The organism is Marinicauda algicola (genome assembly GCF_017161425.1).
Classification (GTDB): Bacteria; Pseudomonadota; Alphaproteobacteria; order Caulobacterales; family Maricaulaceae; genus Marinicauda; species Marinicauda algicola.
The window spans coordinates 3327617-3351095 of sequence record NZ_CP071057.1 but is presented as its reverse complement, the minus strand read 5'-3'; the positions used below and the strand labels follow the sequence as shown (position 1 = coordinate 3351095).

27 protein-coding genes are annotated in these 23479 nt (G+C 68.8%); 11 read left to right on the top strand and 16 right to left on the bottom strand.

Annotated features, from left to right (window positions below; all coding sequences use genetic code 11):
* Window positions 1–155: 155 nt before the first annotated feature.
* Complete coding sequence (locus tag JW792_RS16470) at window positions 156–818, bottom strand: alpha/beta hydrolase (protein WP_135994720.1); 663 nt, start codon at window positions 816–818, stop codon at window positions 156–158.
* A gap of 106 nt (window positions 819–924) precedes the next feature.
* On the opposite strand from JW792_RS16470, the gene gluQRS reads away from it, so the two are divergent.
* Entirely contained in the window at window positions 925–1797 is an 873-nt protein-coding gene (gene gluQRS / locus JW792_RS16465; RefSeq protein ID WP_135994721.1) for a tRNA glutamyl-Q(34) synthetase GluQRS, read from the top strand.
* A gap of 76 nt (window positions 1798–1873) precedes the next feature.
* On the opposite strand, the gene JW792_RS16460 is transcribed toward gluQRS, so the two are convergent.
* From JW792_RS16460 to JW792_RS16450, 3 genes are all read right to left on the bottom strand, one after another.
* Window positions 1874–2551 (bottom strand): DUF2589 domain-containing protein, encoded by a 678-nt coding sequence (locus JW792_RS16460; RefSeq protein ID WP_158291526.1) that lies wholly within the window; start codon window positions 2549–2551, stop codon window positions 1874–1876.
* 56 nt (window positions 2552–2607) lie between these two features.
* A complete protein-coding gene (locus JW792_RS16455) occupies window positions 2608–3270 on the bottom strand; it encodes a hypothetical protein (RefSeq protein ID WP_192900954.1) in 663 nt (220 codons plus the stop codon).
* Window positions 3271–3357: 87 nt separating this feature from the next.
* Window positions 3358–3882, bottom strand: a complete 525-nt coding sequence (locus JW792_RS16450; RefSeq protein ID WP_135994723.1) for a CPBP family glutamic-type intramembrane protease — start codon at window positions 3880–3882, stop codon at window positions 3358–3360.
* Window positions 3883–3965: 83 nt separating this feature from the next.
* On the opposite strand from JW792_RS16450, the gene JW792_RS16445 reads away from it, so the two are divergent.
* The 3 genes from JW792_RS16445 to JW792_RS16435 all read left to right on the top strand — a co-directional run bounded on the left by JW792_RS16445 (window position 3966) and on the right by JW792_RS16435 (window position 6461).
* The gene (locus JW792_RS16445; RefSeq protein WP_135994724.1) at window positions 3966–5150 is read left to right on the top strand and encodes a thiolase family protein; all 1185 of its coding nucleotides are present in this window, start codon (window positions 3966–3968) and stop codon (window positions 5148–5150) included.
* A gap of 153 nt (window positions 5151–5303) precedes the next feature.
* Complete coding sequence (locus tag JW792_RS16440; protein WP_158291527.1) at window positions 5304–5720, top strand: GNAT family N-acetyltransferase; 417 nt, start codon at window positions 5304–5306, stop codon at window positions 5718–5720.
* Window positions 5721–5798: 78 nt separating this feature from the next.
* Complete coding sequence (locus JW792_RS16435; RefSeq protein WP_135994726.1) at window positions 5799–6461, top strand: glutathione S-transferase family protein; 663 nt, start codon at window positions 5799–5801, stop codon at window positions 6459–6461.
* On the opposite strand, the gene JW792_RS16430 is transcribed toward JW792_RS16435, so the two are convergent.
* The 4 genes from JW792_RS16430 to JW792_RS16415 form a co-directional block, all read right to left on the bottom strand.
* Window positions 6462–6902: a DUF1178 family protein gene (locus tag JW792_RS16430; protein WP_135994727.1), complete on the bottom strand. Its 441-nt coding sequence runs from the start codon at window positions 6900–6902 to the stop codon at window positions 6462–6464.
* Window positions 6899–7735 carry a carbon-nitrogen hydrolase family protein gene (locus tag JW792_RS16425; protein WP_135994728.1) on the bottom strand — a complete coding sequence of 279 codons (837 nt, stop codon included), beginning with the start codon at window positions 7733–7735 and terminating at the stop codon, window positions 6899–6901. Before JW792_RS16425 ends, JW792_RS16430 begins: the two co-directional genes overlap by 4 nt.
* Window positions 7732–8001 (bottom strand): glutaredoxin 3, encoded by a 270-nt coding sequence (grxC, locus tag JW792_RS16420; protein ID WP_135994729.1) that lies wholly within the window; start codon window positions 7999–8001, stop codon window positions 7732–7734. The genes JW792_RS16425 and grxC overlap by 4 nt, the downstream gene beginning before the upstream one ends.
* Window positions 8002–8068: 67 nt before the next feature.
* Window positions 8069–8821 (bottom strand): ComF family protein, encoded by a 753-nt coding sequence (locus tag JW792_RS16415; RefSeq protein WP_241095001.1) that lies wholly within the window; start codon window positions 8819–8821, stop codon window positions 8069–8071.
* Window positions 8822–8841: 20 nt separating this feature from the next.
* On the opposite strand from JW792_RS16415, the gene JW792_RS16410 reads away from it, so the two are divergent.
* Window positions 8842–9810 carry a methyltransferase domain-containing protein gene (locus tag JW792_RS16410; RefSeq protein ID WP_135994730.1) on the top strand — a complete coding sequence of 323 codons (969 nt, stop codon included), beginning with the start codon at window positions 8842–8844 and terminating at the stop codon, window positions 9808–9810.
* Here the strand turns inward: JW792_RS16410 and JW792_RS17290 are convergent, their stop codons facing one another.
* The 3 genes from JW792_RS17290 to JW792_RS16395 are packed head-to-tail and all read right to left on the bottom strand — an operon-like array spanning window position 9811 to window position 11462.
* The gene (locus JW792_RS17290; RefSeq protein WP_420871281.1) at window positions 9811–9912 is read right to left on the bottom strand and encodes a hypothetical protein; all 102 of its coding nucleotides are present in this window, start codon (window positions 9910–9912) and stop codon (window positions 9811–9813) included.
* Window positions 9913–9962: 50 nt separating this feature from the next.
* Window positions 9963–10400, bottom strand: coding sequence for a (deoxy)nucleoside triphosphate pyrophosphohydrolase (locus JW792_RS16400; protein WP_135994731.1), 438 nt, complete (start codon window positions 10398–10400; stop codon window positions 9963–9965).
* Window positions 10401–10451: 51 nt separating this feature from the next.
* The gene (locus JW792_RS16395; RefSeq protein WP_241095000.1) at window positions 10452–11462 is read right to left on the bottom strand and encodes a peptidylprolyl isomerase; all 1011 of its coding nucleotides are present in this window, start codon (window positions 11460–11462) and stop codon (window positions 10452–10454) included.
* A gap of 185 nt (window positions 11463–11647) precedes the next feature.
* Between JW792_RS16395 and secA the strand changes: the two genes are divergently transcribed.
* The 3 genes from secA to JW792_RS16380 all read left to right on the top strand — a co-directional run bounded on the left by secA (window position 11648) and on the right by JW792_RS16380 (window position 16159).
* Window positions 11648–14431, top strand: a complete 2784-nt coding sequence (secA, locus tag JW792_RS16390; RefSeq protein WP_135994732.1) for a preprotein translocase subunit SecA — start codon at window positions 11648–11650, stop codon at window positions 14429–14431.
* Window positions 14409–14894 carry a GNAT family N-acetyltransferase gene (locus tag JW792_RS16385; protein WP_135994733.1) on the top strand — a complete coding sequence of 162 codons (486 nt, stop codon included), beginning with the start codon at window positions 14409–14411 and terminating at the stop codon, window positions 14892–14894. The genes secA and JW792_RS16385 overlap by 23 nt, the downstream gene beginning before the upstream one ends.
* A gap of 92 nt (window positions 14895–14986) precedes the next feature.
* Entirely contained in the window at window positions 14987–16159 is a 1173-nt protein-coding gene (locus tag JW792_RS16380; protein ID WP_135994734.1) for a hypothetical protein, read from the top strand.
* 97 nt (window positions 16160–16256) lie between these two features.
* Here the strand turns inward: JW792_RS16380 and JW792_RS16375 are convergent, their stop codons facing one another.
* The 4 genes from JW792_RS16375 to JW792_RS16360 all read right to left on the bottom strand — a co-directional run bounded on the left by JW792_RS16375 (window position 16257) and on the right by JW792_RS16360 (window position 20127).
* Complete coding sequence (locus JW792_RS16375; protein WP_135994735.1) at window positions 16257–17240, bottom strand: acetyl-CoA carboxylase carboxyltransferase subunit alpha; 984 nt, start codon at window positions 17238–17240, stop codon at window positions 16257–16259.
* Between the two features lie 136 nt (window positions 17241–17376).
* Window positions 17377–18300 (bottom strand): tyrosine recombinase, encoded by a 924-nt coding sequence (locus tag JW792_RS16370; RefSeq protein ID WP_135994736.1) that lies wholly within the window; start codon window positions 18298–18300, stop codon window positions 17377–17379.
* A complete protein-coding gene (locus JW792_RS16365; protein ID WP_135994737.1) occupies window positions 18297–20003 on the bottom strand; it encodes a hypothetical protein in 1707 nt (568 codons plus the stop codon). The genes JW792_RS16370 and JW792_RS16365 overlap by 4 nt, the downstream gene beginning before the upstream one ends.
* Window positions 19987–20127 carry a hypothetical protein gene (locus tag JW792_RS16360; protein WP_158291528.1) on the bottom strand — a complete coding sequence of 47 codons (141 nt, stop codon included), beginning with the start codon at window positions 20125–20127 and terminating at the stop codon, window positions 19987–19989. Before JW792_RS16360 ends, JW792_RS16365 begins: the two co-directional genes overlap by 17 nt.
* A gap of 123 nt (window positions 20128–20250) precedes the next feature.
* Between JW792_RS16360 and JW792_RS16355 the strand changes: the two genes are divergently transcribed.
* From JW792_RS16355 to JW792_RS16345, 3 genes are read left to right on the top strand one after another with little or no spacing between them, the layout of a single operon-like run.
* Window positions 20251–20817: a shikimate kinase gene (locus JW792_RS16355; RefSeq protein WP_135994738.1), complete on the top strand. Its 567-nt coding sequence runs from the start codon at window positions 20251–20253 to the stop codon at window positions 20815–20817.
* Window positions 20814–21923, top strand: a complete 1110-nt coding sequence (gene aroB / locus JW792_RS16350) for a 3-dehydroquinate synthase (protein WP_135994739.1) — start codon at window positions 20814–20816, stop codon at window positions 21921–21923. The genes JW792_RS16355 and aroB overlap by 4 nt, the downstream gene beginning before the upstream one ends.
* A complete protein-coding gene (locus JW792_RS16345) occupies window positions 21913–23196 on the top strand; it encodes an HlyC/CorC family transporter (RefSeq protein ID WP_135994740.1) in 1284 nt (427 codons plus the stop codon). The genes aroB and JW792_RS16345 overlap by 11 nt, the downstream gene beginning before the upstream one ends.
* 2 nt (window positions 23197–23198) lie before the next feature.
* Here JW792_RS16345 and JW792_RS16340 read toward each other — a convergent pair whose 3' ends face one another.
* Window positions 23199–23471 carry a BolA family protein gene (locus JW792_RS16340; protein ID WP_135994741.1) on the bottom strand — a complete coding sequence of 91 codons (273 nt, stop codon included), beginning with the start codon at window positions 23469–23471 and terminating at the stop codon, window positions 23199–23201.
* Window positions 23472–23479 lie beyond the last annotated feature (8 nt).

Below are 23479 nucleotides of genomic sequence, written 5' to 3'. Positions count from 1 at the left end.
ACGAATCACTTGAGGGCCCGGTATTCGGGCCGGACTGTATAGTACTCCATGTGTCGCCGCTGTGACAGCCGCGTAACAGTTCGGGAAAACATGCATCTAGGCCGATTTCAAGTGCGGCCGGCATTCGGCGGGACGCGGCCGGCGGACGCCGGGTTCTATTGCGCATACCGCCCGGCGAAGGCCGCCTTCATGAAGCGCGCGCCAAGTTCCAGCCCGTCCGGCCCGATCGAGTGCGGCAGGCCGGGCGAGAAGTGGAACTCCGCCCCCGCACCGGCCGCGCACAGGCCCTGGGCGGCCATCAGCGTCATCGCCGGGGGCAGCACATCGTCGCGGTCGCCGTGAATCAGGAGCACGGGCGGCCTGGCGCTGATCTCCTGCTTCAGCCGTTCCGGGCCGGCGAGCGCGCCGGAATAGCCGATGATCCCGGCCGGGGTCTCGTCGCGCCGCAGCCCGCAGTGCAGCGCCATCATCGTGCCCTGCGAGAACCCCACGAGGACGAGGTCCTTCTCGGCGAGGTTCCAGCGCTTGAGTTCCGAATTGATGAAGTGCTGCGCGGCCGGGCCCGCCTGGCGCACGCCGGCCTCCATCAGGGCCGGATCGAGCCGCGAGATCGGGAACCACTGGTAGCCGCCGGGATAGCCCGGCACCTGTTCGATCGCGTTGGGCGAGGCCCAGGCGACGTCGGGGAAGTCGGGCGCCCAGGCTTGCGCCAGCCCGGCGAGATCGGCCCCGTTCGAGCCGTAGCCGTGGAACAGGATCACCAGCTTCTTCGCCGTGCCGGTCTTCGGCGCGATGCGCGGTCCGTCGATGAGGATCATAAATGTACGTGCCCTGCCGTTGCGGTTCGCCGCGATCATAGGCCCCGCGCCGAAGGATTGAAGCCATCGCTTCGCCCCGCGCGCAGCCGGTGCTAGCAGGGGAGCCATGAGCGACTTCATCACCCGCTTCGCCCCCTCCCCGACCGGGCTGCTGCATCTCGGCCACGCCTTTTCCGCACTCACCGCCTACGAGGCGGCGCGGGCGGCGGGCGGGCGCTTCCTCCTGCGCATCGAGGATATCGACCTCGCCCGCTGCAAGCCGGAATTCGAGGCGGCGATCGTCGAGGACCTTGCCTGGCTGGGCCTCGGGTGGGAGAGCCCGGTGCGCCGCCAGAGCGCGCATTTTCCCGAGTACGCCCGGGTGCTGGAGAGCCTCGCCTCGCGCGGCCTCGTCTATCGCTGCTTCAAGACCCGCAGGGAGATCGCCGAGGAGATCGGGCGGGCCCCCCATCACCCCGGCGAAGGCCCGGAGGGCGTGATCTATCCCGGTCCTGCAGAACCGATGAGCGAAGAGGAGGAAGAGGCGCGCCTCGCCGCCGGGGAGGCCTTCGCCTGGCGCCTGTCCATGCGCGCCTGCCGCGAGCATCTCGGCGCGCGCTTCGACCGGCTGTCCTTCATCGAGGAGGGCGAGGGCCCGGAGGGCGAGCATGGCGAGGTGGCGGCGCGGCCGGAAACGCTCGGCGACGTGATCCTGGGGCGCAAGGATGTGGGCACGAGCTACCATCTCGCCTGCACCCATGACGACGCGCTGCAGGGCATCACCCACGTCATCCGCGGCCAGGACCTGTTCTTCGCCACCCATGTCCACGCCCTGATCCAGGCGCTGATGGACTGGCCCGCCCCCCGATACCGCCACCACCGGCTGCTGCTGGACGAGGAGGGCCGACGCTTCGCCAAGCGCGACCGGTCGCTGACGCTGCGAGCCCTGCGCGAGGCCGGCGAGACGCCGCAGACGATCCGCGCGCGCGCCGGGATCTGACCGCCCTCCCCCTGGAACGCGAAACCCGGAAGGCCTGCGCCTCCCGGGTCGATTGCGCGCCCGCATCGAAGGGGGATCAGGCGGCCTGCTTCTCCTTCTCCTTGGGCAGGGTGAACGGGCCGATATTCTCCGAGTAGGCCTTCAGGATCAGATCGAGCCCGCGCGGAATGTCCTGCTGGGAGGCGTGGACCTGAACGTGGTACTTGGCCGAGTTGGACGCGCTGCGCGTGACCTCGCTGGAAGCCGAGCTCTTCTCGCTGTAGGCCACCGAGCCCTTGATCGAGACCGAGAACGGACCGTAGCCAAGCTTGGCCTCGAAGCTCGATTCCGCCGCCAGGGACCTGTCCTGGGAGGTGGACTGGGTCGAGCCGTAGCTGGACTTCACCTCCATGTCGAAGCTGATGTCGACCTCGTCCACCCCCAGCGTGGGGATCGGCATCAGGGTCAGGATCGGCACCTCGACATCGGTCTCGACGGTATCGACCTTGACCTCGGTCGTGCCGTCTTCCTTGACGGTCTCGCTGACGACCGGACGGCGCAGCTTCAGGTTCACCATGATCGGGTCATAGCGGTACTGCTTGGGGTCGGTGCCCTCGACCTCGATCCGGTTGAAGCCGGTGTCCAGCATGTACCGCGTCTGCGTCATCACCATCTGGTTGTTCGCCTCGGTGGCCGCCATAAGCGGGCCGCCGATCAGGTCGCGCATCGGAAGGCCGGTGAAGGCCTGGGCCATCGAGACCAGTTCGTCGTTCATTGCCATAAACATCTCCTTCGTCAGTCATGGCGCACCGCCCACCCGGCGGATCGGCCTCAGCCCGGGATATCGGCCCTCAAGGCCCGGTCATAACCCTGGATGAGTTCGTAATAGCCGCCTGGCGGCTGGGTACTTTTGATGACGACCTCGATCGTCCCCATCTCGATCTCGGGCTCGCTCTCGGCCTCTCCGGCCCTGGCAGCGCGCTTGCGCGCCGGGCCTCCGAGCGAGAGCATCACGCCCTTGTCGCGTGTCTCCGCCACCGAGACCTTCAGGTTCAGCTTGAACTCCGTGATCTCGAAATTCTGCGTTCCCATGAGGCTCGCGATGGGCACGTAGGCGGTGTGCACGCCCGGCCCGTCGGGGGTGTCGACGGGAAACTGGAACGCGACCAGCTTCGGCGTCAGAATCGGGGGACCTTCCGGCGCAGGTTCGCCCTCTCCGCCGCGTCCGCCGCGCCCGCCCTTGCCGCCGCGCCCGCCCTTGCCGCCGCGGCGGCCGGCCTGGGCGCGGTCGGGCGAGCGCACGGTCAACCCGCGAGGCCGTCCATCCGGGGGCGGCTCGCCCTCGGGCTCATCCTCCTCGTCGGGTTCGGGCGGCTTGGGCGGGATGATGTCGAAGGCCTTGTAGGCGAGCTGCAGATTGTGCTCGCGAACCGTGTGGGCTGCATCCACCACCGCGTCCTGCACGGCCTGTATGAATTCCTTGAGGTTGATCATGCGCCACCAATAAAACTTTGGCGCGTATTAGAACTCGAAGCCTACCACTCGTAAAGGTTTTATTTTTACGGAATTCAAGTTCTGGAGTTATCCGCCTGCGAGCTTCCACAGCAGGACGGCAAACCAGTGCAGGAGGACCGCGGGCCACAAGCTGCCCGAGCGGTGCACGCTGAACGTGGTGAAGAGCCCGAGCAGGCCGGCCAGCCAGAGAAAGTCCGGGCTGAGGAAGACGGGCTGCGCATGAGGCAGGCCGAGCCAGACCTGAACAGGATGCCAGGCCACGAAGGCGGCAAGGCTCGCGCTGCTCGCGGCATGGCCGCGGAAACCCTTCAGGCGCGCGGGCTGGAGCAGCCCGCGAAAGACCAGCTCCTCGCCGAGGGCGGGAATGAGGAAGGCGGCGAGCATCACGCCGGCGAGCCCGGGCAGGGCCGGCGGGTCATCGCCGAGCGTTGCGCGAAGCCCCGGTGACAGGCGCGCCGTCAGCCCGGCCGCGATCGTGAAGAGTACCGCCAGCGCAAGGACTTCGCGCCAGTTACGCCGTCCCGGCCAGCGCGTCAGCCGCTCTTTCGCAGATGCGAGCGCTCTTGACGCAGTGCGGTATAAAGGTCTCATCTGGCGCCCGATCCTATCCGAGGGCCGCCCCCGAGGCGACGGCTTTCACATCGATACCATCCTTCCTCCAAGGAGATGTACGCATGAGCGACGATCCGATTGTCATCGTGGGCATGGCCCGCACGCCGATGGGCGGCCTCCTGGGCGAGCTCGCCCCCCTGTCGGCCAACGAACTCGGCGCCGAGGCGGTCAAGGCCGCCCTCGCCGAGGCCGGCGTCGCCGGCGACGATGTCGACATGATCTACATGGGCAACGTGCTCGGCGCCGGTCAGGGCCAGGCCCCGGCCCGCCAGGCCGCGATCAAGGCCGGCCTGCCCAAGTCCGTCGAGGCCACGACGCTGAACAAGATGTGCGGCTCGGGCATGCAGGCCGCGATCATGGGCCGCGCCGCGATCCACGCCGGCGACGCCAGCGTGATCGTGGCGGGCGGCATGGAATCCATGACCAACGCCCCGCACCTGCTGGCGAACCACCGCACCGGCTTCAAGTACGGCCACGACATGGTCAAGGACCACATGGCCCAGGACGGGCTGGAAGACGCCTACGAGAAGAAGGCGATGGGCGTGTATGCCGACATGATCGCGAGCGAGCACCAGTTCACCCGCGAGGACCAGGACGCCTACGCCATCGAGACCCTGAAGCGGGCCCAGAAGGCGAACGAGAACGGCGGCTTCAAGCGCGAGATCACCCCGATCACGATCTCCACCAAGGGCGGCGACGTGACGATCGACACCGACGAGCTGCCCCGCCGCGCCAAGCCGGAGAAGATCCCGCAGCTGCGCCCGGCCTTCTCCAAGGACGGCACGGTGACCGCCGCGAACGCGTCCGCCATCTCCGACGGCGCGGCCGCGCTCGTCATGATGCGCCTGTCCGAGGCCGAGCGCCGCGGCCTGAAGCCGATCGCCAAGATCACCGCAACCGCCGCCCACGCGCACGAGCCGAAATACTTCACCACCGCGCCGGTCCCCGCGATGAGGAAGGTGCTGGAAAAGGCCGGCTGGTCGACGAAGGACGTCGATCTGTGGGAGATCAACGAGGCGTTCGCCGTGGTGCCGATGATCGCCATCAAGGAACTCGGCCTGTCCCACGAGATCATCAACGTGAACGGCGGCGCCTGTGCGCTCGGCCACCCGATCGGCGCCTCGGGCGCGCGCATCATGGTGACCCTGCTGGCCGCCATGGAAGCCCACGACCTGAAGAAGGGCGTCGCCTCGCTGTGCATCGGCGGCGGCGAAGCCACGGCGGTGGCGCTGGAGCGTATGCAGTAGACGCCGTCACCCGCGCCGCGGTTTGCTCCCCCGCAGGCGCGGGAGCACATCGCCGACTCGAAAGGATCAAACCCCCGGCCCGGCGCCGGGGGTTTTCTTGCCAGTCTGACGGGATCCACGCAGTGTTACCCAATTCTCATGGAGAGAAAAGCAGTGCGGATCCCCGGCATTGTCCTCACAGACGACAGTCCGCCACCCGCCTCGTTCAGCGCATTTCGCGCCGCCTGTGGCTGGGGAGAGATTTCACCGGAGCTTGCCCGGCAGGCTCTCGAGCGGTCGCTCCTGGCCTGTACGGCCAAGGACAGCGACGCAGAGATCGTAGGCTTCGGCCGGATCGTGGGAGACGGACTCTATCTGTACATGCAAGATATGATCGTCAGTCCGGCATGGCGAGGACGCGGAATCGGCGACGCGATCGCAAAACGGCTCATCGAACGGGCCGAGGCGGGGTTTCCCGGCGCCCGGATCATGCTGATGTGCGCGCAGGGGGCTGAGGCCTTTTACGAACGCCACGGCTTCACCGCCCGGCCTGCGCCGGGCTTCGGACCCGGCATGCAGCGACTGCGTTGAGACCGCTCTCCGGCCCCGGCGCCGGGGGTTTTGCTTTTGCCCCCGCCCGGCCTAGCTTGGACGCACAGGGAGGCCTTCATGATCACCGTGCATCACCTGGAAAACTCGCGCTCGCAGCGCGTGCTCTGGCTCCTCGAGGAGCTGCAGATCCCCTACGAGGTCAAGCGCTACGAGCGCGACAAGCGCACGATGCTCGCGCCGAAGGACCTCTACGAGGTCCACCCGCTCGGCAAGAGCCCTGTGATCACCGAGAACGGTGTGACGGTGGCCGAGACCGGGGCGATCTTCGAATACATCCTGGAGGCCCACGGCGCCGGTCCGCTGATGCCGGAGCGGGGCACGCCCGATGCGCGCGCCGTCACCTACTGGCTGCACTATGCCGAGGGCTCGGCGATGACGCCGCTGCTGCTCAAGCTCGTCTTCTCGCGCCTGCCGGAGAACGCGCCCTTCGTCATGAAGCCGGTGGTCAGGGCGGTGGCGAACAAGACGATGGACGGCTTCGTCGATCCGCGGGTGGCCGAGCATGTGGACTACTGGGAAAAGAGCCTGGAAGAGACCGGCTGGTTCGCCGGCCAGCACTTCACTCTCGCCGACATCATGATGAGCTTCCCGCTCGAGGCCGCGAGCACGCGCGCCGACCTGTCGGGCAGGCCCGCGATCAGGAGCTTCCTGGAACGCGTCCACGCCCGCGAGGCCTACCAGGCCGCCCTGCAGCGCGGCGGACCCTACGCCTACGCGTGATCAGTTCGCCTTCTTCGGCGGGACCGGGGCGAACGGGGCGGGCAGCGGGGCGCAGGGGATGCCGTCCTCGGCGAGCTTCTCGCTCTCCTCGCGGGTGGCCTCGCCGTAGATCAGGCGCTCCGGCTTGTCCCCGGCATGCATGGCGCGGGCCTCGTTTGCGAAGTCGGGTCCGACATAGTCGAAATTGTTCCGGATATGGGCCTGGACCTTGCGCGCGAGCGTCTCGAAATCGCCAAGCCCCTGCGGCCCGCCCGCAGCCATCGTCTCGCGCCTCTCCCCCCTTGCGATCGCCGGGGCCATGACCTGCTTTCGAACCTCGAGCGAGCCGCAATGCGGACACTCGACGAGGCCGGCCTCGGCCTGCCGGTCGTAGTCGGAAGAGGAGGAGAACCAGGCCTCGAAGCGGTGCTCTTCGGCACACTGGAGGGCGTAGCGGATCATGCCGGCTTTCCCGGACCGGTGATCTCGCGGTCATGGCTCAGGGCGGGAATGCGCCGGCGCGCCTCGAGCGCCTCCTCCGCGTCGATCTCCGCATAGAGAATGCCCGGGTCGTCGCCGGATAGGGCCCCGACAACCTCGCCCCACGGCCCGACGACCATCGAGTGCCCCCAGGTCTTGCGCCCGTCCTCGTGGCGGCCGCCCTGGGCCGGGGCGAGCACCCAGGAGCCGGTCTCGATCGCGCGCGCGCGCAGCAGCACCTCCCAGTGCGCGCGCCCGGTGGGCCGGGTGAAGGCGCTCGGCACCGTCAGCGCGAGCGCGCCGGCCTGGGCCAGGCGCCTGTAGAGATAGGGGAATCTGAGATCGTAGCAGATGGAGAGCCCGACCTTCATGCCCGCCGCATCGGCGATGGCGGCGCGGTCGCCCGGCTTGTAATTGGCCGACTCCTTCCAGCTCTCGCCCCCGCCGATCTCGACGTCGAACATGTGGATCTTGTCGTAGAGCGCCTTCACCTCCCCGTCCGGCCCGAACAGGTGCGAGCGGTTGACCGCCCGCCCGTCGGCGCCCAGCAGGGCGAAGCTCCCGGCCAGGAGATCGATCTTCAGCGCCTCGGCGAGCCGGGCGAAGCGGATCGGGGCCGGATCCTCGACCGGGCTCTTCAGCGTCTCGAAGAGCCTTTGGGTATCCTTCTGGACGAGATTGGTGGTCTCGGGCGTCAGCACGAATTTCGCGCCCTGGCCCGCCGCCTCGCGGATCATGGCCTCCGCGTCGTCGAGATTGCGTTCGGGGTCGGTGCCCGAGCGCATCTGGATGAGGGCGACCTTCACGCGGCTCATCTGGCGCCTTCGCGTTGCAGAAGCGCGTCGAACTCGCCCCGGCGTTCGAGCGCGAACATGTCGTCGCAGCCACCCACATGGGTCTCGCCGACGAAGATCTGCGGGAAGGTGCGCGCGCCGTTCGCCCGGGAGACCATCTCCTCCTTCTTCAGGCGGTCGAAGCCGGCATCGATCTCCTCGAAATCGACGCCCTTCTGCTTCAACAGCTGCACCGCGCGCACGCAGTAGGGGCACATCGGGCGGGTGTAGATCGTGACTTTGGCCATGAGCGGCTCGGGTCTCCGTAAGTGGCGGGGCGCCCGGCGCGGAGCCGGCGCAATTTCCATGTCGACCTTATTTAAGAGGATCGACCGGCTTAACAACGCGTGACAGCGTGATCGCGCTCACATCTTCGGCACCGGCCCGCTTCAGCGCCCGCGCGCAGGCCTCCAGCGTCGCGCCGGTGGTGAAAACGTCGTCGACCAGCACGAAGCGCCGACCCTTCACGCCCGCCTTCGCCGCCTCGCGCACCGCGAACGCGCCCGCGACGTTGCGCGCGCGCCCCTTGGCCGAGAGCCCGCCCTGGCTCGGTGTGGCGCGCATGCGCCTGAGGACGTGGGCATCGAGCGGAACGCCGCTCGCGCGCGACACGGCACGGGCCAGCAGGAAGGACTGGTTGAAGCGGCGCTGGCGCAGGCGGCGCGGATGCAGCGGCACGGGGAGTAGGACATCGGCCCCTGCGAGGCACTCCGCTCCGGCCCGGGCCATCCACGGCCCGAACGCGGCCAGCGCGTCGGTGCGCCCGCCATGCTTCAGCGACAAGACGAGCGTGCGGCTCTGGGCGTCGTAGACGAAGGCCGATCGCGCCCTCGAATAGACCGGGGCCCGCGCCGCGCACGCGCCGCACAGGGCCCCCTCGCCCGCCGGATAGGGAAAAGGCACCCCGCAGGCGCTGCACCACGGCGCCTCGAGAAAGACGATCTTCGACCAGTCCTGCGGCGTGAGTTCGCCGGGCCGGCCGACCGGCGCGTTCGACAGGGCCGAGAGCGGCGGCCAGACCAGATCGGCGAGCCAGCGCGCCGCCCCCGCCGCTTTTCTTTCGAGCACGTTCAGCCCATATCGGGCCCATGACCGAGACACATCCAGCCTCCCCAGCGCCGCGCCAGCCGGCCGAGGCGGCGGCGGGCGGCCCGCCCGTCCTGTTCGACCGCACGCTCCTCAAACGCCGGCGCGAGCGCGCCGCGGGCGAGTTTGACGCCTTCGACTTCCTGCACGCAAGGGCGGCCGAGGACCTGGTCGACCGGCTGACGGCCGTCACGCGCGATTTCGACACCTGCCTGATGCTGGGCGGGGGCGGTGCGCTGGGCCGGGCGCTGAAGGCGCGCCCGGACGCGGCGGGCAAGCTCGGCCGGGTCATCGAGGCCGATCTCTCCCCGGCGCTGGCGGCGCGGAGCGCCTGGTCCGGCGTCGCGCTCGACGAGGAGCATCTCCCGATCGCCGAGGAGAGCGTCGATCTCGTGCTTTCCTGCCTCTCGCTGCACTGGACCAACGATCTCGTCGGCGCCCTCATCCAGATCAACCGGGCCCTGAAGCCCGACGGCTTCTTCGCCTGCGCCCTCTTCGGGGGCGCGACGCTCACCGAGCTGCGCCAGTCCCTGATGGCGGCCGAGGGCGAGCTGAAGGGCGGGGTCAGCCCCCGCGTCTCCCCCTTCGCGGACACGGTGGACATGGCAGGTCTCCTGGCACGGGCGGGCTTTGCCATGCCGGTCAGCGACGTGGACCGCGTCAAGGCGCGCTACCCCAATGCCTTCGCGCTGATGCGCGATCTGAGGAAGATGGGCGAGACGAGCGCCCTGAAGGACCGGCCGAGGACACCGGTAGCGAAATCCTTCTTCGTGCGCACGGCCGAGATCTATGCGGAGACGTTCGCCGAAGCCGACGGCAAGATGCCCGCCACGTTCGAGATCATCCATGCGGCAGGGTGGGCCCCGCATCCCGATCAGCCGAAGCCGAAGCGGCCCGGCAGCGCGCAGGTGCGCCTGGCCGAGGCGCTCGGGGTGAGCGAGCGGAGCGCCGGCGAGAAGGCGGGCGGCTAGTTACTGGTTGAAACCTGCGACGACGTCCCAGGCCCAGCCCGTCAGCGTGCCCCCGATCGAGGTCACCGCGGTGACGATCGCGATCGAGACGATCGAGGCGATCAGGGCGTATTCGATGCTGGTGGCCGCGCGCTCGTCGGCGAGGAAGGCGTTCAGTCGAGCACGCGCGCTCCGGTGAGCCGGTCGCGCAGCTCCGCTGCCAGCGGAATGTCGGCCGGCGGCATGGGGTAGTCCTTCAGCTCGCCGGTGCGCACCCAGGCGATCGCCTGGCCCTCCTTCGGATCGGGGAAGCCGTCCCACTTGCGGCAGACATAGAGCGGCATCAGCAGATGGCCTCCGCCGTCGAGCGGATGGGAGGCGAAGGCGAATGGCTGCAGGCAACGCTCGCACGGCTCCACTCCCAGTTCCTCGCGCAGTTCGCGCACCACGGCTCGTTCGGGGGTTTCGCCGGGCTCGACCTTCCCCCCGGGGAATTCCCACAGGCCGGCCATCGCCTTGCCTTCGGGCCTTCGCGTGATCAGCACACGCCCGTCGGTGTCGAGCAGGGCGCAGGCGCTCACGAGCAGGATATTCCGGGTCTCAGCATGCATGGGTCGCGGCCTTGCGTGAAGCGCTTGCGGGCAAACAGGGTTTCGCCTTGGTTAACCCGGGTCGGCGGGCAGATCGACATCGGGCCCGGATTCGCCGGGTAGGTCCTCGGGCCTGTCGACCTCGGGGACGGCACGCAATTCCTGCGGCGCCGGGGCGGCGACCCGGGTGACCGGATAGGTCTCGCGGATCTCGTCGAGCAGGCTCTGGATGCCCTCCAGCGTGAGGAAGCGCACGATGCGCGGGCGCATCTCTTCCAGGCTCGGGCGCGGCTGGTTGCGCCGGTCGACGACGGTGAGAACGTGCCAGCCGAACTCGGTCTCGAAAGGCTCGGAAACCTGCCCTACCGGCGTCTCGAACGCCACCGAGGCGAAGGCGGGCAGGATGCCCTCGCGCGTGAAATACCCCAGATCGCCGCCCTCGAACCGGGTGGCGGGGTCCTCGCTGACCTGCGCGGCGAGCGTGGCGAAGTCCTCGCCCTCCGACAGCAGGCGCGCGACCTCCTCGGCCTCCTCGCGCGTGGCGACGAGAATGTGGCGCGCGCGCACCTCCTCGGTGGGAGGGATGAGGCGGACCTGTTCCTCGTAGACGCGCCGGATGGCCTCCTCGCTCACCGAGCGCGACACCGCGGTCTCCACCAGGATATTGCCGAGGATGCGCTCCTCGGCAGCGGCCAGGCGCCGGCGCGCTTCCGGGTCCGCATCGAGTTCCTGCCGGCGCGCTTCCAGTGCGAGCAGGCGCTGCTCGATGAGCTCGGAGAGCACCTGCTGGAACGCCGGATCGGCGGAGGTGAGCGCGGCGGGGTCCTCGACGAGCTCCTGCGCCGCCGCCTCGCGGCGCACGTCGGAGACGTAGATCGCCGTGGCCCCGACCTCGGCGGCGATCGCGTCGTCCTCGCCCATCGGCTCCAGATCGGTGAAGGCGTAGGCGACCGGGCTGCGCTGCGCGCCCGCGCCAGTCCCCTCGCCGCCCTCGCCCGCCTGCGGTCCGCAGGCGGAGAGCACGAGCAGGGCCGCGGCGAGCACGGGCGCCGGGCGCATGGTGAAGGGGAAGATGGCGGTCATGGGCGGAACCTCTCCAGCGGCGACCCGGTCCAGCCGCCCGGCTCGATTGACACGAATTGAAGGCCTCCTTAAGTCACCGAAGACCCTATTTCCGGCCGGGAACCGCAAGCGTGTCCCTCGACGGGCAGCGCCCTACCGGTCATCCAGCCGCTCGTTTCGACCTTCGCCCCAAGGCTCATTACGTCATGCTCTCCATCGCCCGCAAGCTCTTCGGTTCATCCAACGACCGCGCCATCAAGCAGATGGCCAAGGACGTGCAGAAGATCAACGCGCTCGAACCCGAGTTCGAGGCGCTCTCCGACGAGCAGCTGAAGGCGAAGACGGGCGAGTTCCGCGAGCGGCTCGGGACGGGCGAGAAGCTCGACGATCTCCTGCACGAGGCCTTCGCGGCGGTGCGCGAGGCCGCCAAGCGGTCGCTGGGCCAGCGCCATTACGACGTCCAGCTGATGGGCGGCATGGTGCTGCACCAGGGCGATATCGCCGAGATGAAGACCGGCGAGGGCAAGACGCTGGTCTCCACTCTCGCCGCCTATCTCAACGCCCTGCCGGGCAAGGGCGTGCACGTGGTCACCGTCAACGACTACCTCGCCAGGCGCGACTCCGAGTGGATGGGCCGTGTGTTCGCCAAGCTCGGCATGACGACCGGCGTGATCCTCAACGGCATGATGGACGAGGAGCGCCGCCGCAACTACGCCTGCGACATCACCTACGGCACCAACAACGAACTCGGCTTCGACTATCTGCGCGACAACATGAAGTACGCGCTCAAGGACATGGTCCAGTTCGGCGGGCGCGAGGCGGACAAGGCGACCCACGCCTACGCGATCGTCGACGAGGTGGACTCCATCCTGATCGACGAGGCGCGCACGCCGCTGATCATCTCCGGGCGCACCGAGGACCGGACGGAGTTCTACAAGACGATCGATGCGCTGATCCCGCTGCTGGACGAGGAGGACTACACCGTCGACGAGAAGTCGCGCTCGGTCAGCTTCACCGAGGAGGGCAACGAGCATGTCGAGGAGATCCTGCGGGAGAAGGGCCTGCTCGAGAGCGGCGAACTCTACGACGTGGAGAACGTCGCCACGGTCCATCACCTCAACCAGGCGCTGAAAGCCCACACGATCTTCAAGAAGGACAAGGATTACATCCTGCGCGAGGACAAGGTGATCCTGATCGACGAGTTCACCGGGCGCATGATGCCGGGACGGCGCCTGTCCGACGGCCTGCACCAGGCGATCGAGGCCAAGGAAGGCGTGGACATCCAGCCGGAGAACCAGACCCTCGCCTCGATCACCTTCCAGAACTATTTCCGCCTCTACGACAAGCTCGCCGGCATGACCGGCACGGCCGCGACCGAAGCGGGCGAGTTCGACTCCATCTACGGGCTCGGCGTGGTGGAGATCCCTACCAACAAGCCGATCGCGCGCCTCGACGAGGAAGACGAGCTCTATCGCACCGCGAAGGAGAAGTACGACGCGATCATCGCCTCCATCGAGGAAGCGAACGCGAAGGGCCAGCCCATCCTGGTCGGTACCGTCTCGATCGAGAAATCCGAAACGCTCTCCGACCTCCTGAAGAAGCGCAAGATCAAGCACCAGGTGCTCAATGCGCGCTATCACGAGCAGGAAGCCTCGATCATCGCCCAGGCCGGCGTGCCCGGTGCGGTGACCATCGCCACCAACATGGCCGGCCGCGGCACCGACATCCAGCTCGGCGGCAATGTCGACTACCGCATCGCGGACTGGGTCGAGCAGCAGAAGCAGAAGGGCAAGGAGCCGACCGAGGACGAGATCAAGGCCGAGCGCGAGAAGATCGCGGCCGACGTCGCGGAGAAGAAGAAGCAGGCCCTCGAGGCGGGCGGCCTCTACGTCATCGGCACGGAGCGCCACGAGAGCCGGCGCATCGACAACCAGCTGCGCGGACGTTCGGGACGCCAGGGCGATCCCGGCCGCTCGAAATTCTTCATCTCGGTGGAGGACGACCTGTTGCGCATCTTCGCGCCCGAACGGCTGGACGCGATCATGCGCACGATGGGGATGAAGGAGGGCGAGGCCATCCAGCACCCCTGGATGAGCAAGGCGGTGGAGACCTCGCAGAAGAAGGTCGAGGCGCGCAATTTCGACATCCGCAAGAACATCCTCAAGTACGACGATGTCATGAACGACCAGCGCAAGGCGATCTTCGAGCAGCGCATCGAGTTCATGACCTCGCAGAACGTCACCGACGTCATCAAGGACATGCGCGAGCAGGTCGCCGAGGACATCGTGCGCCGCCACATTCCGCCCAAGGCCTATCCCGACCAGTGGGACAGCGAGGGGCTGGCCGAGGACGTGAAGAAGTATTTCGCCCTCGATCTGCCCATCGTGGACTGGGCCGGGGAGGAAGGCATCGCCGACGAGGAGATCCTGGAACGCCTCAACAAGGCGCAGAGCGAGTCCTACGCAGAAAAGGCCGCCAATACCGGCCCGGAACTGATGCGCAGGATCGAGAAGCAGATCCTGCTCCAGACCATCGACCTGCACTGGCGCGAGCACCTGCAGCAGCTCGATGCGCTGCGCTCGGTGATCGGGCTGCGCGGCTACGCCCAGCGCGATCCGCTCAACGAGTTCAAGACCGAGGCCTTCTCCCTGTTCGAGCACCTGCTCGACGAGCTGCGCTTCGAAACCACGCGCATCCTGTCGAACATCCGGATCGAGCCGGCCGGCATGGCGCCGCCTCGCCCGCCGCAGGACATCACGCCGGTCCATCGCGATCCTCAGACGGGCCGCAACGAGATGCGCCCCGAGGGGGCTCCGCCGACGCCCCCGACCCAGGGCGTGCTCGCCGGCGCGGCGCGCTCGGCCGCGGCCGGGGACGCCTTCGACGCGGACAGGCCCGAGACCTGGGGCAAGATCGCGCGCAACGCGCCCTGCCCGTGCGGCTCGGGCAAGAAGTTCAAGCACTGCCATGGATCAGTCAGCGCGGTCTGAGACGCTGCGCATCGAGGCGCCCCAGCCAGGGGAGCGCGCCGCGCTCGATTCCCTGATCCTGCGATCCAAGGCCCATTGGGGCTATGACGACGCCATGATGGAGATCATGGCGCGCTGGCTCGGGCTCGCCCCCGAGGCCATCGGCGAGGATCGCGTGCGGGTCGCGCGCCTCGGCGCGATAACGGCCGGCGTCGCCCAGATCGGCGCCGTTTCGGGCGGGGGGTGCGAACTCGACTTGCTCTTCATCGATCCGCAATCCATCGGGACCGGGGTGGGCCGGCATCTCTACGCCTGGGCGACCGAGACCGCGCGCCGGCGCGGCGCGCAGCGCATGACGATCCTGTCCGATCCCTTCGCACGCGGCTTCTACGAGGCGATGGGCGCACGCTATCTCGGCGATCGGCCCTCGGAGGCCGTGCCCGGGCGTTTCCTCCCCCGCCTCGTCCACGAGTTGACGCGCTAACCGGAAAATTAACCCCGCCTGGTAAGCCTACGTTCACCCATCCCGGCCATGCTGAAGGGATAAAGAGACTTGAAGGGGCGGAGACACCGAAGATGACTGGACAGCGGTTCGCACTGGCGATCGCGGTCGGCGCCGGACTCCTCGCCGGCGGCGTCGCCGGATTTCTCACTTATGACGCGGTCCTCAAGGGCATAAAGGACGACGCGCGTGCCGAGATGGAGAGCCTGATCGAGCAGCGCGCGGCGGCCGAGCAGGATTTGTTCGCCGACGTCATCGCGGCACAGACCTCGGTACTCGACCTGTTCGACCGCAGCTACCGGGCGCTGGACTCCGAAGCCGCGCAGGCCATCTTCGAGCGCGCCTTCGTCGATTACGGCGACGGGACGCGTCGGACCCCGCCCGATCTCTATGACGGCTTCGTCTCCGCCGACGGGGTCGTGACCTACGGCGTCGGCGGCTTCATGGGTATGCGCGAGGGTCTCGATGCGGAGCGGGTGCGCGTGTTCGCGGCCGCCTACTCGGCGATCCGCCAGGCCGGCCCCGCGCTCGTCGACCGGTTCGACAATGTCTATTTCACCGACGACGAGAACAACATGGTGATGTTCGGTCCCCGGCGAGAGGACCGGCTGAGCTATTACCGTCAGGACGCGCCGGCCGATTTCGACTTTCACGACGTGCCGATGATCCAGATCGTCCAGCCGGAAAACAATCCGATGGGACACACCGTCTGCACCGGGCTGGAAAGCCTGCTCTACCGACGCGAGGAGCGGGTGATGTCGATCGGCTGCCACACGCCGGCGCGCATCAACGGGCGCCATCTCGGCGCGGTCGGCATGACGCTCGACCTGACCGCCTATCTGCAGGGCGTCGTATCCAATCCGAGCGACCTCGTGGTGACCCATGACGGCGTGCTCGTGGCCCATGCCGACCTGATGGACGGCTCGACCATCTCGGAAGCGCGCGTGGACGCCGTCTCCGCCCAGTTCCAGCCCCGCGCGCTGGCCCGGGCCGTGACGGGCCACGGCCAGGCGAGCGGGGTCGTCGAGGATCCGGTGAGCAGCGGGCTCGTCGGCTACATCCGCTTGGACGCGCCGGGCTGGTACATCGTTACCCGTCGCGACTACGGGCCGGTGCAGCTGCAGGCGGCCGGCTTCGCGCTCGCCGTGGCGCTGCTGCTGCTGATGGGCATCGTCTCGCAATGGAAGACGGTCGCCTCGCTGCTGCCGTTCGGCAGCCCCGGAACCCGCGAAGGCGAGGCCTTCTAGGGCAGGATCGCTTCGGACAGAGCGCCCGCGCTCCAGGTTTCCGAGCGGTCGCGGGAAGCGGACCGGCAAACCGGTTTCCACCTCACCTGATCACGCGTCAGCTCGTTTCCATCAGGCTGCGGCCGATCGCCAGGAAACGCTCGCGACGGCGCTGGCGCAGCGTGTTCGCGTCCAGCCCGTCGAGATGGGACAGCTCGGTCTCGATCGCATCGCCGACCCGGTCCATCGTCTTGATCTTGTCGCGATGCGCGCCGCCGACCGGCTCGGGAATGATCTGGTCGACGATCTTCAGCGAGACCAGATCCTGCGCCGTGATCTTCATCGCCACCGCCGCGTCCTTCGCGCGCGCGCCGTCATGCCAGAGGATGGAGGCGCAACCTTCCGGGCTGATCACCGAATAGATCGAGTGCTCCAGCATCATCACCGTGTTCGCCGAAGCGATCGCCACCGCCCCACCCGAGCCGCCTTCACCCGTGATCACCGAGACCATCGGCGTGCCCAGCGTCAGGCAGCGCTCGGTCGAGCGGGCGATGGCTTCGGACTGGCCGCGCTCCTCGGCGCCGATCCCGGGATAGGCCCCGGCGGTGTCCACGAAGGTGACGACCGGCAGATCGAATCGCTCGGCGAGATCCATGAGCCGGATCGCCTTGCGATAGCCTTCCGGCCGGGCCATGCCGAAATTGTGCCGGATACGGCTCTGGGTGTCGTTGCCCTTCTCGTGGCCCATGACCACCACCGGGCGGCCGCGAAGCCGGCCGAGCCCGCCGATCACGGCATAATCCTCGCCGAAGCGCCGGTCGCCGGCGAGTTCCTCGAAATCGGTAACGAGGTGCTCGAGATAGTCGCGCAGGTGCGGACGCTCGGGATGGCGGGCGACCAGGGTCTTGCGCCAGGGATCGAGACGCGAATACAGCGTCTTGAGCTGGTCCGCCGACTTCTGGCGCAGCTTGGCGATTTCCTCGGCGACGTCCGGGGCGTCCTCCCCGCTCCTGGCGAGAACCGCCTCGAGTTCCTCGATCTTGGAATCGAGTTCGGCGATCGGACGTTCGAAATCGAGATAGGTACGCGCAGGATTCGACATCGGGCCTTGAATGAGCTGGCGCCCGGCACTTGCCGCGGCTGACAATGCCGCGCCCCATACCAGCGGCGCGCGAGGCGCGCAAACTAGCCGGGGCGCTTTCGTTTCGCAATCGCAGGCCGCTGCAAGCGGGAGGCCGCTATTTGCGTGCGAGCGGGTGGACGTCGTGGACGAGCGCCTTCAGGCGCGCCTCCAGCACATGGGTGTAGATTTCCGTCGTGGAGACGTCGGCATGGCCGAGCAGGGTTTGCACGGTGCGCAGATCCGCCCCGTTTGCGAGCAGATGCGTGGCGAAGGCGTGGCGCAGGACGTGCGGACTGACACGCGCAGGATCGAGTCCTGCCGCGAGCGCGAGTTCGGCGAGAATCTGGGCGAAGCGCTCGCGGGTGAGATGACCGGTCTTCGCGGTGGCGGAGGGGAAGAGGAAACCCGCAGCCCGCCGGTAAGCGGGGCTGGCCGGCTTGGGCAGATGGCGTTCGCGCACCGATTTGTAGGCGGTGACTGCCGCGATCGCGCTGTCGGTCATCGGCACCAGCCGGTCGCGCCCGCCCTTTCCCGTCACCAGGATGCAGCGCTCGGCACGCGCGAAGGCGGCAAGTGGAAGCGAGACGAGCTCGCTCACACGCAACCCGCCCGCATAGAGCAGCTCGAGCAGGGCGCGGGTGCGAAGCCCGCCGGCGCCCTCCAGAAGCTCCGCGGCGGCAAACAGGACGTCGACCTCGCCCTCGGAGAGCGTTTTCGGGAGGGGCCGGGCCTTTTTCGGGCCCTTCATTCCGGCGGCCGGGTCGTCGCTGCGCAGGCCCTCCTTCAAGAGGAAGCGGTAGAAGCGCCGCGCGGCGGACAGCCGGCGCGCCGCGGTCGCCGCGGAGAGCCCGTCGCGGGCCATGCGGGCGAAGACCGCCTCTAGATCCTCGGTGCGCGCGCCGTCGAGATCGGCGCCGGTCCCGGCGAGCCGCAGTGCGATGTCCTCGAGATCGCGCCGGTAGGCCTCCAGCGTATTCCTGGCGGCGCCGCGTTCCGCGGCCATCATGTCGAGGAACAGCGCGACCGTACGCGTGCTCACATCGCCCCCTCGGCCACCACCTCCAGAACCAGGCGGCGCGCCTCGTCCTCCAGACCGGCCTCGGCGAGGACGAAGGCAGCGAGCGCGAGGCCGCGCGGACTGACGCCGAGCGCCTCGACCGTGCGGGCGGCCTGCAGCTGGCTCTCGGCAAGCGCACCGGCAGCCGCCGACACGAGGGCTCCGGCGGCATCGGGTGCCGCCGGGACGGGCCCGGCCGGGCCTGCCGCCTCATCCACCTCCCCGCCGTTCCCGGCGGGCTGCGCCTCCGTGGCCAGGACAGGCTGCAGCGCCAGGCGCAGGCGCGCCGGTACCGGAGCCCCCAGCGGGACGAGCCCCGCGGCCTCCGCCAGCCGGTCGGCTTCACCCCCCTCTATCCGGGCGAGAAGCAGCGCCTCGAAGGCCGGGCCGGAAATCTCGCCCTCGGCGATCGCGAGCGCATAATCGAGCGCGACGAGGGTCTCGGCGGACGGCGGCGTCCAGCTGTCCTGCGGCTCGAAGAGGGGCTTGGCGGAGGCCGGCGGGGTGAGCCCGGCCGGGGCCTCGATCGCGCCTGGCCCGGCAAGATCGGGAAGACCCGCGGGCGCCTCCGGCTCGGCCGCGGGCGGCCCGTCGAACAGCGCTTCGCGCCATATCCGAGCGCTGTCGAGATCGCCCGCCAGGATGGCGGCGAGCACGAAATGCCTGCCGTAGGCCAGCGTGTCGCCGGTGATCGGCAGGGTCGCGACCTCGTCGCCATAGGCACGCGCGACCTCGACGAAGCGGCCGGACGCGGCCGCCTCCTCGAGGCGCACCGCGAGCGCCTCGGCGGCAATCGTGCGATCGAGATCCTGGCCTGCCAGGGCACCGAGCACGGTGGCGCGCTCCGCGCCGTCCATCGCCATCGCCGCCTCGAGGGCCTCCGAGAGCAGTTCGGGCAGCGCGATCGGGGGACCGAAACCCTGTGCCGCCTCGGCAAGCCAGCCCGGTGCCGCATCGGCGACGGCAAGCGCGGCGTCCGGTGCGATGGCATGGGCGAGCGCGAGTTCAAGACCGTTCGTCGGACGAGTTCCGCCCGGCAGTTCCTGATCCAGGGTGTACGCGTCGAACAGCGTATCGAAGACCGGGGCCGGTTCGACCGAGCGGGCGAGCTCGGCCGCGAGCTCGGCCGCGGCGATATTGCCGGCGAAGGCCGAGCACGCCGCGCGTGCGCGCAGCCAGTAGGGCTGGTCGCGTCCCGTCAGCAGCTGCTCGGCGCTGCGGCAGGCGGCTTCGGTCTCGCCGAGCGCGAAACCGGCCTCGGCATGGACGCGCGACAGGGCCGGGGACTGGTTCAGCTGCGGTGTGCGCTCGAGCAGGGTGAAGACCGGACGCGCGCCCGCCGCGGCGAGGGCGCGGTCGGCCCGCAGCGCGGCAAGCTGGAAGCTGTCCTGTGCGCCTTGAGGGGGCGGACCTCCCGACAGCAGCGCGCGCGCCGCCAGGCGCGCGGCGGCGGCCTCGTTCCAGCCCTCGCTGTCCATGCCCGGAAGGGCGGCGAGGACGGCTTCGGTCACCGCCGCATCGCCCGAGGACCAGACCCGTTCGGGAAGCGCATCGCTCACCGCCACCTGGAAGGGGTCGACCGTGCCGAGCTGGCGCACCTCGATCCCCGAGCCCTCCTGGGCGGCGGCCGATCCGGCCGCGAGCAGCGCGGCGGCCGCGAGTGCGAGCCTAGCTGCCGAGTTCATCGGTCACCTCGATACGGACCTCGTGCGGCTCGGGCGCGAGACCCTCGGCCATCAGGAGAAGAACGCCGAAGCCGCCGAGCACGATGAGCGTCAGGGCGACGATACCGATCAGAAATCCGCGCATGCAAAAGGGTCCTCACAGAGGCCTGACTTCAAAGTCCCAGTCTAACCGGTCGAATGCGGCGATTTCCAGACGCCTCTGCCGGTGCAATTGCGAGCGGCTTGCCCGCACCGTATATCGGACGACATGCCCGATACCGTTCCTGCCCCTTTCGTCAGAAGCCTCGACCGCACGATCGTGCTCGTCGGCCTGATGGGCGTAGGCAAGACGACGGTCGGGCGCCGCCTCGCCAAGCGCCTGGGGCTCGACTTCAAGGATGCGGATCGCGAGATCGAACTCTCCGCGGGCCGTTCGGTCTCGGACATCTTCGCGGACTTCGGCGAGACCGCGTTCCGCGAAGGCGAGCGCAAGGTGATCGCGCGGCTGCTCGATGAGGGGCGGCCGATGGTGCTCGCGCTCGGCGGGGGCGCCTTCATCGATCCGCAGACCAGGGCGCTCATCAAGCAGAAGGCGATCTCGGTCTGGCTGCAGGCCGATCTCGAAACGCTCATGGGCCGCGTCACGCGCCGCAATACGCGCCCGCTCCTGAAGACCGGCGATCCGCGGGCCGTGATGGCGCGCCTGCTCGCCGAACGCGCGCCGGTCTATGGCGAGGCCGACATCACCGTCGACACCGCGACGGGCACCCACCAGGCCAGCGTCGGCCTGATCGTCGACGCCCTGGAACGCCATCTTGCCGGAGCCGGATCATGAGCGCCCTCCAGTGCGTACGCGTCGAACTCGGCGCGCGAAGCTATGACGTGGTGATCGGGGCGGGCGCGCTGGAGGCGGCGTCCGACCGGCTCGCGGCCCTGTGCCCGCGCGGCCGCGCGCTCGTCGCGGCCGACCGGGACGCGCTCGGCCTGCATCGCGACCGCCTGGAAGGCGCGCTGCGCCAGGCCGGGCTCGAACCGGTGATCATCGAGATCGAAGCCGGCGAACGGGCCAAGAGCTGGGCCGGACTGCAGGCGCTCACCGAGGCCCTGCTCGACGCCAATATCGAGCGCGGCGAGGCGGTGATCGCCTTCGGCGGAGGCACTGTCGGCGACCTCGCCGGCTTTGCGGCCGCCATCGTCAAGCGCGGCGCGGGCTTCGTGCAGATTCCCACCACGCTGCTCGCCCAGGTGGATTCCAGCGTCGGCGGCAAGACGGGGATCAACACGGTCCAGGGCAAGAACCTCGTCGGCGCCTTCCACCAGCCCTCGCTCGTCATCGCCGATTCCGGCTTCCTTCAGACCCTGCCCCGGCGCGAGCTCGCCGCCGGCTACGCCGAGATCGTCAAGGCGGCCCTGATCGGCGATGCCGCGCTGTTCGAACGCCTGGAGCGCGCCGGCGCACAGGCGCTCTCGACTGACGACCTCGCCGGCTTCGTCGCCGACGCCGTGCGCTTCAAGGCCCGCATCGTGGCGCAGGACGAGCGCGAGGCGGGACAGCGCGCCCTGCTCAATCTCGGCCACACCTTCGGCCACGCCTTCGAGGCCGAAGCCAGGCCCGGCGCCCTGGTCCATGGCGAGGCGGTCGCGCTCGGCCTCGTGCTCGCCCTGAAATATTCGCAGCGGATCGGGAGCGTTCCGCCTGGCGTTGGCGAACGGACGGCCGCACATCTCGCCGCGGTCGGGCTGCCGACGCGGATCGGCGATCTGCCCGGCGGGCCCTACGATCCGCAAAGGCTCGTCGCGCGCATGGCCTCGGACAAGAAGAACACGGCGGGCCGGATCACCCTGATCCTTTCGCGGGCCATCGGCGAGGCCTATGCTTTCCCCGGCGCCGATCCCGGCGACCTGACCGCGTTTCTCCAAGAGGACATCGATGAGCGTTGAGTACGAGATGTGGATGGGCTGGGCTGCGCTCGGGATTCTCGTGCTGCTCTGCCTGTCCGCCTTCTTCTCCGGTTCGGAGACCGCGCTGACGGCGACCTCCAAGGCGCGCATGCTCTCGCTCGATCGCGACCGCAACCGGCAGGCCGGGCGCGTGCTTCATCTCATCGAGGACAAGGAGAGCCTGATCGGGGCGATCCTGCTCGGCAACAACCTCGTGAACATCCTGGCCTCGACGATCGCCGCGACGGTGTTCCTGGCCATGTTCGGCGAGGCCGGCGTGCCGATCGCCACCCTGGTGATGACGGCACTCGTGCTGATCTTCGCCGAGGTGATGCCCAAGACCTATGCGATCTCCAACCCGGACCGCATGGCGCTCGCGGTCTCGCTGCCCATCCGCATCGTGGTGATCCTGTTCTCGCCCGTGGTGGCAACAGTGCAGGCGGTCGTGCGCGGAGCGCTGCGCATGCTCGGCGCCGACGTGTCCGGCCCGGTGCTGTCGGCGCATGAGGAGATCCGCGGCCAGATCGACCTGCATCACGAGGAAGGCGGGGTGGTGAAGGTCGACCGCGACATGCTCGGCGGCGTGCTCGATCTCAGGGAGCTGACCGTCGACGATGTGATGGTGCACCGCAAATCCCTGATCATGCTCGACATCGAGGACAGCCCGGACACGCTGGTGCGCAATGCGCTGAGCAGCCCGCACACCCGCCTGCCGCTCTATCGCGGCGATCCGGAGAACATCGTCGGCGTGCTGCACGCGCGCGACCTCGCCCGCGCCCTGCACGAGGCCGGCGGGGACGCGGGCAGGATCGACATCGAGGCGATCAAGCGCGAGCCCTGGTTCATTCCCGAGACGACCGAGCTTCTGGACCAGCTCTCCGCCTTCCGCGAGAAGCGCGAGCACTTCGCCCTCGTCGTCGACGAGTACGGCGCGCTGATGGGCATCATCACGCTGGAAGACATCATCGAGGAGATCGTCGGCGAGATCGAGGACGAGCACGACATCGCGCTGGAAGGCGTGGCCGTCCAGCCCGACGGCACGGTGATCGTCGAGGGCACGGTGCCGATCCGCGACCTCAACCGCGCGCTCGACTGGAACCTGCCCGACGACGAGGCCGTGACCGTCGCGGGACTCGTCATCCACGAGGCCCAGACGATTCCCGAGGCCGGCCAGATCTTCCGCTTCCACGGCGTCCAGTTCGAGATCCTCGAACGCCGCAGGAACCAGATCCAGAGGCTGCGGCTGAAGCGGGAGCCGGAGGTGAAGGGGTAGGGCTACTCCCCGGGCGCCTTCGCCCTGATCGCCAGCGCATGAAGCCCGGCGGCCAGCTCCTCGGCGAGGGCCTGGTTCACCGCGCGGTGGCGTTCGATGCGGGACTTTCCGGCGAAGGCCTCGGCGACGATCTCGACGGTGAAGTGCGTCTCGCCGCGCCCGTGCGGATTGCCGGCATGGCCGGCATGGCTGGCGCTGTCGTCCGTGACCTTGAGGTGTTGCGGGGAAAACACCCGGTTCAGCCGGTCCTCGATGCGTGCTTTCGTTCCTGACATTTCACTGA